Origin of the sequence: Exiguobacterium mexicanum (genome assembly GCF_005960665.1) — a bacterium.
GTDB lineage: Bacteria > Bacillota > Bacilli > Exiguobacteriales > Exiguobacteriaceae > Exiguobacterium > Exiguobacterium mexicanum_A.
The window spans coordinates 975,038-991,763 of sequence record NZ_CP040676.1; the positions used below are offsets into that span (position 1 = coordinate 975,038).

A 16,726-nucleotide genomic window follows, 5' to 3' on the forward strand; every position below is an offset into this window, starting at 1 on the left:
AATGGAAGAGAAGAAAGGGGTGGCCGCCATGGCTAAAGCCGTATATCTTCACATTCCATTTTGTGAACATATTTGTTATTACTGTGATTTCAACAAGGTGTTCTTGAAGAACCAACCGGTTGATGACTATTTAGATGCATTAGAACGAGAAATCAAACTCTCGCTCGAACAATACCCGACCGATGCGATCGAGACGATCTTTATCGGCGGCGGGACACCGACCGCCCTCAATGAGGCGCAGATGAAACGACTCATGGACATGGTCGCGCGTCACTTGCTCCCGCTCGCGTCGCCGGACCTCGAATACTCGGTCGAGGCGAATCCGAACTTCGTGAGCGCCGAGAAGCTCGATACGATGAAACAAGGAGGGGTCAACCGCGTCAGTTTCGGCGTCCAGACGTTCGATGACGGTGGACTCGAACGAATCGGACGGACACACCGGGCCGATGACGTGTTCGCGACCGTGACGGAAGCGGCGAAGCGATTCGATAACATCTCGATCGACTTGATGTTCGGCTTGCCGGAACAGACGCTCGAACAGATCGAGCGCGACCTCGATTTGGCGTTCAAGCTCCCAATCCAACACGTGTCTTCCTATTCGTTGATTCTCGAGCCGCACACCGTGTTCGCGATTCAAGAGCGGAAAGGGAAGTTGCGCCTCCCGGGCGAGGACATCGAAGTCGAGATGTACTTGAAAGTGATGGAGACGCTCGAACGTCGAGGCTTGAAACAGTATGAGATCTCGAACTATAGCCTCAAAGGACGGGAGAGCCGTCATAACCAAGTGTACTGGCGCAACGAAGAGTATTATGGCTTCGGGGCCGGGGCGCACAGTTATTTGAACGGGGAGCGTCGAGCGAACATCGCGCCGATTCCGCACTATATCAAGGCGGAAGGGCTGCCGGTTCGCAATACGACGATGCTCGAGACGGTCGAGAAGATGGAAGAGGAACTGTTCCTCGGACTCCGGATGCGCCAAGGCGTGTCGTTTGCGACGTTCGAGTCGAAGTATGGTGTGTCGATGCGTTCGGTATTCGGGCATGTCTTGTCGGAACTCGAGGCAAAACGGTTGATCGAGACGACGGACACACACGTCCGCTTGACCGAATCTGGGCTCCCGCTCGCCAACGAGGCGTTCGCTGCCTTCATCGGCGAGGCACGGATGAGCGACTCACCGGAACAGACATCGATGTCATAACAAACAAGGGCGAACCCGGATTGGGTTCGCCCTTGTTTTGGTTATAAGACAAGATCGCGGTAAATCGGCATGAGCCGGCTGAACGTATCCTCGACGAGCGCTAGGAACGCGGCTTCGTTTTGCAGAATCGACGCATCGGCCGGAAGTTGACGACCGATCAAGAAGTCCGCTTTCTTCACCGTCGCGAACCGTTCTGTGATCGCCTCGATCGATTCAGCTGACGACTCCTCGACTAAGAACGCGTCTTTTTTCATATGATCCCCGGCGATATGGAAGTCCGGGAACTCTGATTTGAAGTCGATCGTCATGAGTCGACGGCCGATCACTTCTTTATTCGGCATCTCATAGATGAACGCGAGCCAGATGAAGACCCGGTCGTCGAATAATCCGACTTGGAAATGGGGATGCTTCTTATAGCCGCGTTTGTCATGGCCGATCGCCATCCACGTGTCTTTCGGTGGATTGACCGTCCGACGGGCATGTTTGGCGACATGCAAGTAAAGCGGGACACCGACATCGGCCTCGAGTTGGGGACCGACCTCTTCATAGATACGATGGAACAGCGGTTGAATCTCAGAGCGGATGCCTGCCATGCGGGCATCGAGTCCGTCTTGCGTGAATACGTTAAATTGTTGTGTTGTAAACATCTAATCACCTCAATTCGTATCATACCGAAACTTGAAGAAACATGCATACCGGAAGGCTCTATGGGACTGGAAAAAATGATGCGAATGAATTGACAAATATGGAGAACATGATAATATTTGAAGTGTAATTAGCACTCAGTAAATATGAGTGCTAATAAAGCGAGGCCAATCCTTCAGAGAGGAGTGACGTTGTGCTGACAGAGAGACAATTGCTCATTTTACGAGCCATCATTGATGATTATATTCAAACGGCCCAACCAGTCGGTTCGCGGACGTTATCGAAGCGGGATGACTTGTCATTCAGTTCGGCGACGATTCGGAACGACATGGCTGATTTAGAAGATATGGGTCTGATTGAAAAGCCGCATACGTCGGCCGGACGCATCCCGTCCGAAGTCGGCTATCGGTATTATGTCGACCATCTCGTCGAGACGAAAATCATCGACGAGCGGGAGACGTATCGCCTTGGCGAGCGGCTACGTGCCTCGGCCCAAGAGTCGGAAGTGCTCATCCGTCAAGCCGCCGACCTACTCTCTGACCTGACCAATTATACGACGGTGGCGCTCGGTCCGAACAGCCAGATGAATCGGCTGGCCCGGATCGATTTGATGCCGCTCGACGAAAGGCGTGGCGTCGTCTTGATCGTGACCGACCAAGGCCACGTCGAACATCGGACGGTCGTATTCGACTCTCCGATGGCGCCGGACCTGGTCGAACAGACGATCCGCTTCTTGAACGATCGTCTGAAAGGAACTCCACTCGGTCAGCTGAAGTTCCGGATCGGAGAAGAAGTGTCCAAGCTTCGACTCGCGCATCAGGAACAATTCGAGTTCATGATGCAACTCATTCAATCGACCGTCGGCGTCCAACATCCTGCTTCGCTCTACTTAGGCGGGAAGAAGAACATCTTCAACCAACCTGAGTTCCAGACGCTTGATACGTTGCGTCCGTTCCTTGAATGGATCGACGAGCAGGAGCGGTTGACTGACTGGCTCGAATCGTTGCCAAACCGCGAGATTTATGTGAGCATTGGAAGCGAGAATGGCATCGTCGCGCTTCAAAATTGTAGCGTCATCACGTCCGACTATACGCTCGACGGTCAGACGTTCGGGACGATCGCGATGATCGGACCGACCCGGATGGATTATCGACACGGGGTTCAGATGATGGGACAAATCATTGAGGCGCTCAGGCGAACGAAATTAGAAGAGTGATGGAAAGGAGCCTCATTATGACAACTGACAAACAGAATGGGCCAGAGCCAGAAGAAGTGCTCGAAGAAAAAGATTTTGATCCGAAACAGACGGAAACAGTCGAAGCTGAAGAGGTTTCAAATGTTGAGTTTGTGGAAGAAACTTCTGAGGGGACGGATTTACAAAAAGAAATCGACGCGCTCAAGGCGAGCGAGCTCCGCATCCGTGCGGATTTTGACAACTTCCGACGCCGGACGAACGAAGAGAACGCAAAACGCGTGAAATTCGCGTCGCAGACGGTCGTCGAGAAATTGATCCCGCTCATCGACAACTTTGAGCGTGCGCTCCAAGTCGAAGCGAATTCGGACGACGCCAAGCAGATTCAAGCCGGTGTCGACATGATTCACCGCCAATTGCTCGACGTCTTGAACGGTGAGAACGTCGAAGCGATCGAAGCGGTCGGACAGCCGTTTGACCCGAACTATCATCAAGCGGTCATGCAAGAGCCGAGCGATGAGTTCGAATCAGGGATCGTGACGATGGAGCTTCAAAAAGGATACACGATGCACGGGCGCGTCATTCGTCCGAGCATGGTAAAAGTCTCAGAATAACATTACTTAATTAGATGGAGGAATAGACAATGGGTAAAATTATCGGAATTGACTTAGGGACAACGAACTCATGTGTGGCAGTGATGGAAGGTGGCGAAGCGGTCGTCATCTCGAACGCGGAAGGGAACCGCACGACACCATCTGTCGTCGCCTTCAAAGGGGAAGAACGTCAAGTCGGAGAAGTCGCGAAACGTCAAGCGATCACAAACCCGAACACGATCCAGTCGATCAAACGTCACATGGGTACGGCTCATACAGTAGAAGTCGATGGCAAGAAGTTCACGCCGCAAGAAATTTCGGCGATTATCTTACAAAAATTGAAAAAAGATGCAGAAGACTACCTCGGTGAGTCAGTAACAGAAGCGGTCATCACTGTTCCTGCCTACTTCAACGATGCCGAGCGTCAAGCGACGAAAGACGCAGGGAAAATCGCTGGACTTGATGTCAAGCGGATCATCAACGAGCCGACGGCAGCAGCACTCGCTTACGGACTCGACAAAGGTGAAGACCACACAATCTTGATTTATGACCTCGGTGGCGGTACGTTCGACGTGTCGATCCTCGAACTTGGCGATGGTGTCTTCGAAGTTGTGGCTACTGCAGGGGACAACCGTCTCGGCGGTGACGACTTTGACCAAAAAGTCATCGACTACCTCGTAGCTGAATTCAAAAAAGAGAACGGCATCGACCTCGCACAAGACAAGATGGCGCTCCAACGTCTAAAAGACGCAGCTGAAAAAGCGAAGAAAGACCTTTCAGGCGTGACAAGCGCACACATCAGCCTTCCGTTCATCACGGCCGGAGCTGCTGGTCCGCTTCACCTTGAAACGACGCTCACGCGTGCGAAATTCGATGAGTTGACAGCCGACCTCGTCGAGCGCACGATGGAACCAACACGCCGTGCCTTGAAAGACTCTGGGCTCACACCATCTGACCTCGACAAGATCATCCTCGTCGGTGGTTCGACACGTATCCCAGCGGTCCAAAAAGCAATTCACGACTTCACGAAAAAAGAGCCGTTCAAAGGTGTCAACCCGGATGAAGTTGTTGCTCTCGGTGCAGCCATCCAAGGTGGTGTCCTCGCTGGTGACGTCAAAGACGTCGTCCTTCTCGACGTGACTCCGCTCTCGCTCGGTATCGAGACGATGGGTGGCGTGATGACGAAGTTGATTGACCGTAACACGACGATCCCGACTTCGAAATCACAAGTCTTCTCGACGGCAGCTGACAACCAGCCGGCCGTAGACATCCACGTCCTCCAAGGGGAACGCCCGATGGCGCCGGATAACAAGACGCTCGGCCGCTTCCAATTGACGGACATCCCGCCGGCACCACGCGGTGTGCCGCAAATCGAAGTCAAATTCGACATCGATGCGAACGGAATCGTTCACGTATCGGCGAAAGACCTCGGTACGAACAAAGAGCAGTCGATTACGATCCAATCGTCTTCAGGTATCGATGAGGCTGAAATCGAGCGCATGGTAAAAGAAGCGGAAGCGAACGCAGAAGCGGACAAACAGCGTAAAGAAGAAGCCGAACTCCGCAACGAAACGGACCAACTCGTCTTCGCGACAGACAAAGCGATCAAAGACCTTGGCGACAAAGTCGATGCGGCTGACAAAGAACGTGCTGAAGCGGCGAAAGAAAAAGCCAAGTCAGCACTCGAAGGCACAGACCTCGAAGCAATCCGTACGGCGAAAGACGAATTGTCAAACGTCGTTCAAGAATTGACGCAAAAAGTATATGCGAACATGGCTGAAGAGCAAGGTGCTGAAGGTGCCGAGACACAGACGGAAGCGAAAGACGACAACGTCGTCGACGCGGAGTTTGAAGACCTCGACGATCGTAAATAAGGCAACCGATAGATAGGAGAGCGCCAAAGCAGGTTTCTGCTTTGGCTCTTTCCATGTTAAGGTAGATTCGGTAGAATCTTAGTTTAGACAGTGTAGAGGAGAGAGTAACGTGGCGAAACGAGATTATTATGAAGTGCTTGGCCTGGATAAATCGGCCTCGGCACAAGACATCAAGCGGGCGTATCGTAAGCTCGCACGACAATATCACCCAGACATCAACCAAGAGCCGGATGCGGCCGATAAATTTAAAGAGCTCGGAGAAGCGTATGAAGTGCTGTCAGACGAGCAGAAACGGGCCCAGTATGACCGCTTCGGTTTTGAAGGGGCCAGCCAATTCGGTGGCGGTGGCGACTTCCAAGGTGGCTTCGGTGACATCTTTGACATGTTCTTCGGTGGCGGCGGACGTCGTCAAGATCCGAACGCTCCACGTCGCGGCGAAGATTATCAATACGTCGTCGATATCGATTTCATGGAGAGCGTAACCGGTAAGACGGAAACAATCGACCTCGAGATCGAAGTGGAATGTGACACGTGCATGGGCAGCGGTGCCAAACCAGGGACGAAACCAGAGACGTGTGGCCGTTGTGGCGGTAGCGGCGTCGAGACGGTTGAACAGAACACGATTCTCGGGCGGATGGTCAACCAGCGGACGTGTAGCCAATGTCACGGCAGCGGGAAGACGATTAAAGAAAAATGTGAAACGTGCCATGGTTCTGGCCACGTCAAGAAACAGAAGCAAGTCGAAGTCAAGATTCCAGCCGGGATTGACAACGGCCAACAAATCCGTCTCTCCGGTAAAGGCGGCCCAGGTTATAACGGCGGACCAGCCGGTGACCTATATATCGTTGTCCGCGTCCGGGCCCACGAGATCTTTGAACGGGTCGACCAACACATCACGATGGAGATGCCGGTCACATACGCACAAGCAGCACTCGGTGCCGAGCTCGAAGTGCCAACCGTCCACGGCAAGGTGAGCCTGAAAGTACCAGCCGGAACGCAGACCGGGTCGAAATTCCGCTTGCGCGGCAAAGGGATGCCGAGCGTCCGCGGCGGCGGCAACGGCGACCAGTACGTCAATATTGTCGTCATGACGCCGACGAACATGACCGACCGTCAAAAAGAACTGCTTCGTGAGTTCGAAGAGATTAGCGGGGAAGCAGGCGTCGAAGAACAGCACGGCCTGTTCCAAAAAATGAAGAAGTTTTTTAGCCAGTAAAAGGAGCGTGTGAAACGATGAAATGGTCTGAAATTTGTGTCCACACGACACAGCAGGCAGTCGAAGCCGTATCGAACTTATTACATGAAGTGGGGGCACAAGGGGTCGTCATCGAGGACGTCGAGGACTACGACCAGATGATGGCCGAAGACCATTTCGGAGAGATTTGGGACGTTTCCGGACGCGAATCGTATCCGACGTCCGGCGTCTACGTGAAAGCGTACGTCCCGGCGTCGGGTGATTTCCAAGACACCCTCGCCGCGTTCAAAAAAGAAGTGGACGGGTTGCGTCATATGCTCGACATCGGCACCGGCGAAGTGACGGTCGTCGAGATGGACGAAGAGGACTGGGCCCATTCGTGGAAGCAATACTACAAGCCCGTCAAAATCTCGCAACATCTCACGATCGTCCCGCTCTGGGAAGATTATGAGCCGCAACCTGAAGAGAACGTCATCTTGCTTGACCCGGGCATGGCGTTTGGCACCGGGACACATCCGACGACGATGCTGTGTATTCAAGCAATCGAGAATTATATTGAGCCGGGTGACCGCTTGATCGATGTCGGAACCGGATCCGGTGTACTCGCCATCGCCGCGGCGAAGCTTGGCGCCGAACGTGTCGAGGCGCTTGATTTGGATGCGGTCGCCGTCGAATCGGCGCGTCAAAACGTCGAGACGAATGATGCCCAAGACGTCGTCGACGTGAAGACGGGAGATCTGCTGAAAGGGATGACGGGCGAGTACGATCTCGTCGTCGCCAACATTTTGGCCGACGTCATCATGCTCTTCATCGATGATGCTTATGCGCGCGTCAAATCAGGCGGTTACTTCATCACGTCTGGAATCATCGGTCAGAAGCGGGCCGAAGTGACAGCTGCGCTCGAAGCGGCTGGATTCACGATTGAAGAGACGCGTGTCATGGAAGATTGGGTCGCCATCATCGCGAAGAAAGGGTAAGCCATGCAACGATACTTTTTACAACGTGAAGCGTTTGGAAGCGATCTCGTCGAATTGCCGGCCGACGTCGTGCATCACATCGGCACAGTGCTTCGGGGAGGTCCTGGGTATCAACTCGTGCTCTTGGACGGGACCGGATTTGAATACGTGGCCGAAGTGGTAACGCTCGATAAGAAGTCCGGTACGGCACGCGTCGTCGAGAAGCGGGAAGCGACGACCGAACTGCCGGTTGACGTGACGCTCGCCTACGCGCTCCCGAAAGGGGATAAAGTCGAACTCGTTGCCCAAAAAGGGACCGAGCTCGGTATGCATCATCTGTTGGTGTTCGAGTCGAAGCGCTCGGTCGCCAAATGGGACGCCAAGAAGGTGCCGAAAAAGCTGGAACGGCTCCAAAAAATCATGCAGGAGGCGGCCGAACAGTCGTACCGCGCCGTCGTCCCGACATGTGCTTATCTCACCCCAAAAGAGCTAACGGCTCGTTTCAATGCATATGATGCGGTCGTTCTCGCGTACGAAGAGGTGGCCAAACACGGAGAGGGTTCCGCGTTTGCGACGGTGTTGACATCCGCTCGACCGGGCTCGAAGCTCCTGCTTCTCGTTGGTCCAGAAGGCGGCTTCGATGAAGCGGAAGTGGCCGGTTGGATCGAGGCGGGTGCCGTACCTTGTGCGTTCGGTCCGCGTATATTGCGTTCGGAAACGGCTCCGCTCTATGCGCTCTCAGCTATTTCCTACGCCCTTGAATTGAATTGATACACCACAAAAGATGGCTCTCGCATATGCGAGAGCCATCTTTTGTGGAAAGATAAAGGGCTCGCATCCAAGAGGCGAACCCTTCCACTTATTTTTTGACGAGTGTGATCGTCTTCGTCGTCACGTTTCCGGCGAGGTCAGTCGCCTCGAACGTGAACGTGTTCTCACCTGATGTCACAGGTAACGCGATTCGCTCGGTTTTAGTGAACGAACGCATCTCATACGGAGCCTTCAGCGTCTGGCTGAATTTCAAGTCACCGTTGACGAGAAGTTTCACTTCATCAAAGTTGTCTTTCACGGTCACGTCGACGTTGACCGTCGATTGTTTTTTACCGATTTTCTTCGGCAGTTTCCCGATTTCGATGACGGCTGGTGTCGTGTCCACGAAAATCGCACGTTGGAAGTTGGTCACGTTGCCGGCCGCGTCTTCGGCGACGAAACGTAATTTATGGACGCCGTCCACGAAACTGCGGGTCGTGTTGAAGACGTGTTCTTTCTTCGCATCATCCCATGTGAGTGGCACGTCAACGCCGTCAACTTGGAACGATTGGATCGCAGATGCATCTTGAATCGTTCCAGATACCGGGATGTCCGATGTCGCGTATGGCGTCAATGCGAGCGGGGCGTTCACGAACACGCCCGGCTTATCGGCGTCTGTCGAGTAGGCGACCGTCTTCGTCGTGCTGTTGCCGGCGTGATCGACGACGCGAACGCTGACTTGATCAGCGTCACTGACGCCTGCGAACGTGTATGCCGCTTTGTCGTCAGCCTGTTTGGCGACGGATTTCCCGTTCAAGAAATATTCGACCGAATGGATGCCTGAGAACTCATCTTTCGCTTGGACCGCCAAGCTGTCCCCTTGCCATTTCGTCGTGAACGTCGGGTCCGTGTAATCGACTTTGACCGGGAAGCGAAGCGTCTGGGCTTGTTTCTTCATGTAGTCGATGCTTCCTTCGATTTCGTAGAAGTACTTGCCGGCAGGGGCTGGCTTGCCGTTCAACTGACCATCCCACGTGTAAGCGGCCGAGTAGTAGTAAGGCGTGTTGGCACCACCGTCAAAGTAGTTCTTACGAAGTTCTTCGTCTTGGAACAGCGTCCGGACGACGTTCCCTGACTCGTCGACGATGCGGTACTTGACATCCTTGGCGTTACGGAGCAACGAGAACACCGGTACAGCGACATCCTTTGAGCCATCTTTGTCTGGGGAGAAGGCGATTGCGTCGGCATCGACAGACTTGTCGAGGTTCGATCCGAGATAGTTTCCTGTCTGGTCGACCATGCCTGATACTTCATAGAACGAGCCGTCTTCATAGATGGAGGCATCGAAGATCGGTGCCTTGCCCCAGTCTCCTTCGAAACCGACGAACGGTACGACGAGTGACGGGTTGCCCTCAGGACCGTTGACGTCCGTCAAGCGGACGAATCCATCGACGAAGTAACCGTTCTCGAAGACGTCTTTCGCCGGTACGAGGCCGTCGAGCGTTTTCGGATTGAGCACTTTCGCTTTCGAGACGTCGAGCGCGATTTTCAATTCAACTTTTTGATTTGGTTTCACTTTGACCGTGCGAACTTTTTTGCCATTCACCGTTACTTTTGCATTCTCGAGTGCTTGTGCTTCCATCGCGTTCTGAACGAGTCCGGCCGTCTGCTCGATGGCGAGGTCGGTCTGGAGTGACGAAGACACGTTATACGACACGGCCTTATCCGACAAGTTCTCGACGACGAGTGTGAACGTGGCTTTGCTGCGGTTCAATTCCTTGAGCGCGACTTTTGCTTCTTTCGTTTTCTTTTCGTACGCGATCGCTGGTGTCGAAACGGCAGCATGCAATTGCATGAGACCAGCTCCACCACGACGCGGCGTGTAAGGGAGGTTTTGTTGCAACTGTTTGTTGAGCGGTCCGATATCCGTGACAGCTTTTGACGTGTTGATAAGCAAGTTCTTCGCCATCGTGACACGTGCCGTGCCTGTCAAGTTGAAGTCGCGGTCAACGCGTTCGAGGACGAGGGCGGCTCCACCGGCAACGTGTGGTGCAGCCATCGATGTACCGCTCATCAAGCCGTACTGGTTATCGTTCAACGTCGAGAAGATCTGTCCGCCTGGTGCCGAGATCTCTGGTTTGAAGTCAAGGTTTGGCGTCATGCCCCATGATGTGAAGTTCGAGAGCTGACCGGCCGCACCGTTGACGACGCTGAGTCGATCGCCGGCAAAGCCGATTGTCATCTGTTCGCCCGCAAGGAGACGTTGTTGCAAGGCGTTTCCGTCCTTGATGCTGAGCGAGGCCATCGGGACTTGCGGGTTTGACAAGGCCATGCTCACGTAGTCGCCGTGACCGACAGCACCGCGGACGATGACACCGGCCGCGCCGTTCGCTTCGGCCGTCTGCTGAATGTTCGAATAGAAGTAACTGCCGTCACGGACGGCGAGGACGATTTTCCCTTTGACATCTTTTCCGACGTACTGGCTCGGTTGCCCGTCGCCGACGTAAACGAGTTCATAGTCTCCTTGTGTAAAGGCGGGACCGTCTTGTTTTTTCCAACCGATTTTATCGGTGTTGTCGCCTGACTTGATGGAGAACGCGTCCAATTGGATTTGATCGTTCTCAAGCGATGCGACCGATGTTGATGCCGAGCTGACACTCGGGGCACCGACGACGCCCGTGTCCGGGTTGTTGGCGTATGGAAGGTCATAACCGTTCCCGAAGTAGGCCGAGTTCCCTGCTGAAATGGACATGAAGACACCGTTGTCGACGGCACGTTGGACGGCTTGTTGTTCCGGTGAGTCGGCGTCGACGAATCCGGCCGTTGATCCGAGACTCATGTTGATGACGTCCGCCCCGAGTTTGATGGCGTCATCGATGGCTTTAATGTAAATATCGCCATATGTCGAAGCGTAGTTCGGGTCGTTACTGAATACTTTGAGCCCGAGCACTTGTGCCTCAGGAGCGACACCTTTCAATCCACCCGCGGCTTCATCACCGTTGGCGGCGACGGTACCGGAGACGTGCATGCCGTGCATCGAGGCGCCAGGCGAATCGTCACGGATGTCATCGTTCTCATCATAATAGTTATAAGCGTATGGGACTTTCTCGTTTATGTAAGCTCCAGGCATGCCGAACGTGCTGACGGCCGTCTCGACTTCGGTTTGCGATAACTCAGCCTTCGAATCATCCGTAAGACGGAAGTCGCGATGGTCGGCGTCGACGCCTGTATCGATGACGGCGACGATCGTGCCTTCGCCCGTGAAGCCATAGTCGCCCCACGTCTGTTGCGATTGGACCATGCCGTTGCTCGTGACCATATCCGGTTTGACTTCTGGACGTTCGTACTCATTGACGACGTGGACGTGCGCAACTTCAGGTAACGCCTCGACTTTTTTGACGTCGGTCGCTGTGAGCATCGTACTGAACCCGTTGAAGACGGTCGTGAACTCTTCAAGCGTCACGGCTTTAACGCCTTTTTTCGAGATGGCCGCTTTTGCTTTCTTTTGTTCGGCTTTGACGACCTTTTGGGCGCCATCTTTCTCGGTCTTCGTCAATTCATTGAATTTCTTGCCTTTCTTTTTCGCTTGATCGATCGCCGGGGCACCGACGAGTTCGACGACGACACGTAACTTCTCGTGTTTGTCCGTCGTGTTCACGCTTTGTTTGACGGACGGTTTGGCCAAGACCGGTTCGGCACCGAGACCGAGCAGGCCAGGGGTCAACGCGAGACATGTCGCGAGGGAGACGTTCAAATAAAATTTTGGTTGTGGCAATTTAGTATCCTCCAATCGTTTTTTGAAAAAATAAATCCATTTGTGGAAAATGATAGCGGATTTAAATCTAAAAATCCTCCTGTTTTTTAAACGGAAGGGTAATGAATTTGAACAAATTAAAAGATTCTGACAATTACTTTGGACCTATGTGCTCAAATTGGCATATAGGTCTTTTTCCAGTGTAGGCCTCCAATTCTCAAAAAAATGAAGTCTCTAAAACAAAATGAACAATTTACTTGAGATTTCTAGCGTAAGTTGATACAGTCTGTAGTAGATAAATCATATAAAACTTATCGATATAGTCGGAATAAAGATGATGGGGTGACAACATGGGATTACAGTTCATGGACATTTTTAAGGAGTGGGCGTCGGAATATGACGCGGCCGTGACCGGACACGACGAACAATATCGCGAAGTATTCGCGGGGTACGAGACGATGCTCGGCGAGGTCGTCGACCAATTAGAAGGCCGAGTGATGGAGTTCGGGATTGGGACGGGGAACTTAAGCGCAAGAATTCTAGAGAGGCACGACCTCATCCCTGTCGAACCGTCGCCAGAGATGCGGGCCGTCGCGGCTGAGAAGTTACAGCTCGATATCATTGACGGTGATTTTCTCAACTATCCGACGGACAAGTCCGTCGATACGATCGTGTCGTCGTATGCGTTCCATCATTTGACGGATGACGAGAAACGGACGGCGATTCGAAGTTACGTCGAACACCTCGACGCCCCGCGCTTCGTCTTGCTCGATACGATGTTCGCCTCGCCAACAGCGAAACGGGACATCTTGGACTGGGCCGAAGCGAACGGCTATACCGATTTACTCGAGGATTTGAATCGAGAGTTTTATCCGTATACCCAGACGATTCAAGCGATGCTCGAAGCAAACGGCTATACGGTTACGCTCACGCAAAAAAATAAATTCGTCTGGCTCGTCGTGGCCACGAAACAATCAGGAGGAACTCAATCATGAAAAGTTATAAAGTCGAGAGCTTCAATTTAGACCATACAAAAGTTCAAGCGCCTTACGTCCGTTTAGCCGGAGTGAAGAAAGGGACGGCCGATACGATTTATAAATATGACATTCGCTTCATTCAACCGAACGAAGGGCTCATGCCAATGCGGGCCGTCCACTCGCTCGAGCATTTGATCGCCGAGAACAGCCGTAGCCATTCGAATCAAATCATCGACGTCTCGCCGATGGGTTGCCAGACAGGCTTCTATTGGACGATGTTGAACGATGGGGATTACGAAGCGATGCTCGACCTCGTCGAAGCGACACTCCGCGACGCAGCAAATGCGACGGAGTTGCCGGCACAAAACCCAATTCAATGCGGGAGCGCGAACCATCACGATTTCGAAGGCGCGAAGAAGCTCGCGGCCGATATGCTTGCCAAGCGTGACGAGTGGCACATCATCTTCAAGGACGAAGCGTAAATGATTGTCCAAAGCGTCTATGAATTGATTGGTGAGACGCCTCTGCTTGAGTTACGGGCGTTGCCGGTACCTGCGGGCGTCAAAGTATACGGCAAGCTCGAGATGATGAATCCGGGCGGTAGCGTCAAGGACCGGCTCGGTCTGCAATTGATTGAACGGGCGCTTGAACGTGGACAACTTGAACGCGGGGGAACGGTCGTCGAACCGACGGCCGGGAACACCGGAATCGGGCTCGCGCTCGCCTGTCAACGACACGGCATCAAGTTGATGACAGTCACCCCGGAGAAGTTCAGTCAAGAGAAGCAGGCGCTCATGACGCTTCTCGGGGCGACCGTCGTCAACACGCCGACCGAACTTGGGATGAAAGGCGCCATCGCGCGGGCGAAAGAGCTCGCCATCGAACATGACGCCTATGTGCCGGAACAGTTCTCGAACCCGGATAACCCGGACGCGTACGTCGACACGCTCGCGCTCGAACTTCAGGCCGACCTTCCGAACATCGATGTGTTCATCGCCGGAGCCGGCTCAGGGGGGACGTTTACCGGTGTCGCGAGCAAGTTGCGGCCGAACGGGACGAAGGCGATCGTCGTCGAGCCGGAAGGGTCGATTTTGAACGGGGGAGCTCCTGGCCCCCATAAGACAGAAGGAATTGGGGTCGAGGCGTGGCCGGCGTTCTTGCCGCACGACCTCGTCGACGGGATTTACACGATTACGGACGAAGAGGCGTTTTATTATGTCGCTCATCTCGCTAAACAAGAAGGCTTGCTCGTCGGAAGTTCATCCGGAGCGGCCATCGCGGCATGTGTTCAAGAAGCGGCGAAGATGACGGAAGGTGTCATCGTCACGATTTTACCGGACAGCGTCGAACGGTATTTAAGTCAAGGAATAGTCAAGGAGGCAGAATATGCGTACAAAAACAGCACTCATTCATGGCGGTAAAACGACGGATCCCCTGACAGGAGCCGTCACGCCACCGATTTATCAGACGAGCACGTACAAGCAAGACGGCATCGGCAATCTCCGGGACGGATATGAGTATTCGCGGACGGCCAACCCGACGCGGACGGCACTCGAGACGCTCATCGCCGATATCGAGGGCGGTGCCCGCGGATTCGCGTTCGGCTCTGGGATGGCAGCCATCTCGACGATTTTACTGTTAATGAAATCAGGGGACCACGTCATCGTCGGTTCTGACGTATATGGGGGAACGTACCGTGTATTCAATCGAGTATTTCAATCACTTGGCTTGGAGGCATCTTTTGTCGATACGGCCGATACGCAAGCGGTCCGTGAAGCGCTCCAACCGAACACGAAAATGATTTACGTCGAGACACCGACGAACCCGCTGTTGAACGTGACCGACATGCGCCTGATTCGCGCCATCGCTGACGAGGCGGACGTCTTGTTCGTCGTCGACAACACGTTCATGACCCCGTACTTCCAAAATCCGATTGAATTGGGGGCCGATTACGTGCTTCATAGCGCCACGAAATATTTGGGTGGCCACAGCGACGTCGTCGCTGGTCTCGTCGTCGCTCGGACGGAAGAACTCGGAGAGCGTCTCGCATTCCTTCAAAATTCAGTCGGCGCGGTACTCGGACCGCAAGACAGCTTCCTCGTCGTCCGTGGCATCAAGACGCTCGCGGTCCGTATGGAAGCGATCGAGTCAAACGCGCTCGCGCTCGTCGACTACTTGACGAAGCATGAAGCCGTCAGCCGTGTCCTACATCCGAGTGTCGGCAGCGAAGAAGCGAAGCGGGTCCACTTGTCGCAGGCACGCGGCTTCGGTGGAATGATCGCGTTCGATGTCGGTTCAGCCGAGGCGGCCGAACTCGTCGTCGCGAAGACGAAGTTCTTCACGCTCGCCGAGAGTCTCGGCGCGGTCGAGAGCTTGATTAGCGTCCCGACCCGGATGACGCATGCGTCAATCCCGGCGGAACGCCGTCTCGAACTCGGAATTACGGACGGACTCGTCCGCATCTCCGTCGGTCTCGAAGATGTACAAGATTTGATTGAAGATTTGGAGCAAGCGCTCGCGACCGTGGCGACGATTCCGAACTAACATTCATAGTGATGCGAGGTGCGCTTGCGAGCGCACCTCTTTTGTCGTGGGCAAGGCGAAAGAATTCGCTTGAATGTCCTAATCGCATCGACTACACTGACGATAATTGATTACGAGAGCGGGTGAACGAAGTGAACAAAGGCGTCATGCCGACGGTCGGAGCCTACGTCATGTGGGGCGTCCTACCGATTTATTGGAAGTTTTTGCAGGAGATACCGAGCGGTCAAATCTTGGCCCATCGGATCGTCTGGTCGTTTCTCTTCATCTTACTCGTCTTGAAATGGACGAAACAGTGGACCGAGTTCAACTATGCGCTCCGGCACCGGGCGACGCGGAACGCCTTCATGTTGAACGGCTTCATCGTCAGTGCCAACTGGTTCGTGTACATATGGGCGGTCAATCACGGCTATATCATCGAGGCATCGCTCGGCTATTATATCAATCCGCTTGTGAGCATGGTGTTAGGTGTGCTTGTTTTTCGGGAATTATTAAACCGAGTCCAATGGCTCGCGGTGACGGTGGCGGCGATCGGTGTGCTCGTTTTGACGTTCGGGTATGGGTCGTTCCCGTGGATCGCCTTCATTCTGGCCAGTACGTTCGGATTTTACGGCATGGTGAAGAAACGCCGACCGCTTGCCTCGACGGTCAGTCTCGGGATTGAGACGCTCGCGGTCGTGCCGGTCGCTATCATTTTCTTAGGTTGGCAGACGTCACAGGGCGGATTGACGATGACGACCGAACCGGTCATTTGGGTCGCCTTGATCGGGACAGGCGTGATGACGGCGTTGCCGCTTCTTTTGTTCGGGTACGGGGCGCAACATATCCCGTTCACGATTGTCGGGTTTCTTCAATTCATCGCACCGACGCTCAGTCTCGCGATCGGGGTCATCCTCTATAATGAGCCGTTCACGGGTTATCACATTTTTGCGTTCACGTGCATCTGGATTGCGATTTTCTTCTTTAGTTGGAACAGCTGGATTCAGACACGAAAACGTCGTCAACTCGTCTGAATTGAAAGCTGTTACATTTCAAGAAAACATGATAATAT

The 16,726-nt window shown here is 53.7% G+C and carries 14 protein-coding genes; 12 read left to right on the forward strand and 2 right to left on the reverse strand.

Going from position 1 to position 16,726, the window contains the following annotated elements:
- The first annotated feature begins 28 nt into the window (after nt 1-28).
- Nucleotides 29-1,198: a radical SAM family heme chaperone HemW gene (gene hemW, locus FED52_RS05405; RefSeq protein WP_138859214.1), complete on the forward strand. Its 1,170-nt coding sequence runs from the start codon at nt 29-31 to the stop codon at nt 1,196-1,198.
- Nucleotides 1,199-1,239: 41 nt separating this feature from the next.
- On the opposite strand, the gene FED52_RS05410 is transcribed toward hemW, so the two are convergent.
- Nucleotides 1,240-1,845, reverse strand: a complete 606-nt coding sequence (locus FED52_RS05410; protein WP_138859215.1) for a DUF1054 domain-containing protein — start codon at nt 1,843-1,845, stop codon at nt 1,240-1,242.
- Nucleotides 1,846-2,036: 191 nt separating this feature from the next.
- Here FED52_RS05410 and hrcA point away from each other — a divergent pair, with 191 nt between their 5' ends.
- From hrcA to FED52_RS05440, 6 genes are all read left to right on the forward strand, one after another.
- Nucleotides 2,037-3,059: a heat-inducible transcriptional repressor HrcA gene (gene hrcA, locus FED52_RS05415; protein ID WP_034778141.1), complete on the forward strand. Its 1,023-nt coding sequence runs from the start codon at nt 2,037-2,039 to the stop codon at nt 3,057-3,059.
- A gap of 17 nt (nt 3,060-3,076) precedes the next feature.
- Nucleotides 3,077-3,649, forward strand: coding sequence for a nucleotide exchange factor GrpE (gene grpE / locus FED52_RS05420; protein ID WP_034778140.1), 573 nt, complete (start codon nt 3,077-3,079; stop codon nt 3,647-3,649).
- Between the two features lie 29 nt (nt 3,650-3,678).
- Nucleotides 3,679-5,502: a molecular chaperone DnaK gene (gene dnaK / locus FED52_RS05425; RefSeq protein WP_138859216.1), complete on the forward strand. Its 1,824-nt coding sequence runs from the start codon at nt 3,679-3,681 to the stop codon at nt 5,500-5,502.
- Between the two features lie 109 nt (nt 5,503-5,611).
- Entirely contained in the window at nt 5,612-6,718 is a 1,107-nt protein-coding gene (gene dnaJ, locus FED52_RS05430; protein ID WP_138859217.1) for a molecular chaperone DnaJ, read from the forward strand.
- 17 nt (nt 6,719-6,735) lie between these two features.
- A complete protein-coding gene (gene prmA, locus FED52_RS05435) occupies nt 6,736-7,674 on the forward strand; it encodes a 50S ribosomal protein L11 methyltransferase (RefSeq protein WP_034778137.1) in 939 nt (312 codons plus the stop codon).
- 3 nt (nt 7,675-7,677) lie between these two features.
- Nucleotides 7,678-8,424 carry a 16S rRNA (uracil(1498)-N(3))-methyltransferase gene (locus FED52_RS05440; protein WP_138859218.1) on the forward strand — a complete coding sequence of 249 codons (747 nt, stop codon included), beginning with the start codon at nt 7,678-7,680 and terminating at the stop codon, nt 8,422-8,424.
- Nucleotides 8,425-8,512: 88 nt separating this feature from the next.
- Here FED52_RS05440 and FED52_RS05445 read toward each other — a convergent pair whose 3' ends face one another.
- Complete coding sequence (locus tag FED52_RS05445; RefSeq protein WP_138859219.1) at nt 8,513-12,178, reverse strand: S8 family serine peptidase; 3,666 nt, start codon at nt 12,176-12,178, stop codon at nt 8,513-8,515.
- Between the two features lie 329 nt (nt 12,179-12,507).
- On the opposite strand from FED52_RS05445, the gene FED52_RS05450 reads away from it, so the two are divergent.
- The 5 genes from FED52_RS05450 to rarD all read left to right on the forward strand — a co-directional run bounded on the left by FED52_RS05450 (nt 12,508) and on the right by rarD (nt 16,688).
- Nucleotides 12,508-13,152 carry a class I SAM-dependent methyltransferase gene (locus FED52_RS05450; protein WP_138859220.1) on the forward strand — a complete coding sequence of 215 codons (645 nt, stop codon included), beginning with the start codon at nt 12,508-12,510 and terminating at the stop codon, nt 13,150-13,152.
- Complete coding sequence (locus FED52_RS05455) at nt 13,149-13,616, forward strand: S-ribosylhomocysteine lyase (protein WP_021065678.1); 468 nt, start codon at nt 13,149-13,151, stop codon at nt 13,614-13,616. Before FED52_RS05450 ends, FED52_RS05455 begins: the two co-directional genes overlap by 4 nt.
- Nucleotides 13,617-14,555 (forward strand): PLP-dependent cysteine synthase family protein, encoded by a 939-nt coding sequence (locus tag FED52_RS05460; RefSeq protein WP_138859221.1) that lies wholly within the window; start codon nt 13,617-13,619, stop codon nt 14,553-14,555.
- Entirely contained in the window at nt 14,521-15,678 is a 1,158-nt protein-coding gene (locus FED52_RS05465) for a bifunctional cystathionine gamma-lyase/homocysteine desulfhydrase (protein ID WP_138859222.1), read from the forward strand. Before FED52_RS05460 ends, FED52_RS05465 begins: the two co-directional genes overlap by 35 nt.
- Nucleotides 15,679-15,809: 131 nt before the next feature.
- Nucleotides 15,810-16,688, forward strand: a complete 879-nt coding sequence (rarD, locus tag FED52_RS05470) for an EamA family transporter RarD (protein ID WP_240731314.1) — start codon at nt 15,810-15,812, stop codon at nt 16,686-16,688.
- Nucleotides 16,689-16,726 lie beyond the last annotated feature (38 nt).

Coding starts and splice junctions, on each gene's coding strand:
- hemW (WP_138859214.1), top strand. CDS start 29: ATGGCTAAAGCCGTATATCTTCACATTCCATTTTGTGAACATATTTGT.
- FED52_RS05410 (WP_138859215.1), bottom strand. CDS start 1,845: ATGTTTACAACACAACAATTTAACGTATTCACGCAAGACGGACTCGAT.
- grpE (WP_034778140.1), top strand. CDS start 3,077: ATGACAACTGACAAACAGAATGGGCCAGAGCCAGAAGAAGTGCTCGAA.
- dnaK (WP_138859216.1), top strand. CDS start 3,679: ATGGGTAAAATTATCGGAATTGACTTAGGGACAACGAACTCATGTGTG.
- prmA (WP_034778137.1), top strand. CDS start 6,736: ATGAAATGGTCTGAAATTTGTGTCCACACGACACAGCAGGCAGTCGAA.
- FED52_RS05440 (WP_138859218.1), top strand. CDS start 7,678: ATGCAACGATACTTTTTACAACGTGAAGCGTTTGGAAGCGATCTCGTC.
- FED52_RS05450 (WP_138859220.1), top strand. CDS start 12,508: ATGGGATTACAGTTCATGGACATTTTTAAGGAGTGGGCGTCGGAATAT.
- FED52_RS05455 (WP_021065678.1), top strand. CDS start 13,149: ATGAAAAGTTATAAAGTCGAGAGCTTCAATTTAGACCATACAAAAGTT.
- FED52_RS05460 (WP_138859221.1), top strand. CDS start 13,617: ATGATTGTCCAAAGCGTCTATGAATTGATTGGTGAGACGCCTCTGCTT.
- FED52_RS05465 (WP_138859222.1), top strand. CDS start 14,521: ATGCGTACAAAAACAGCACTCATTCATGGCGGTAAAACGACGGATCCC.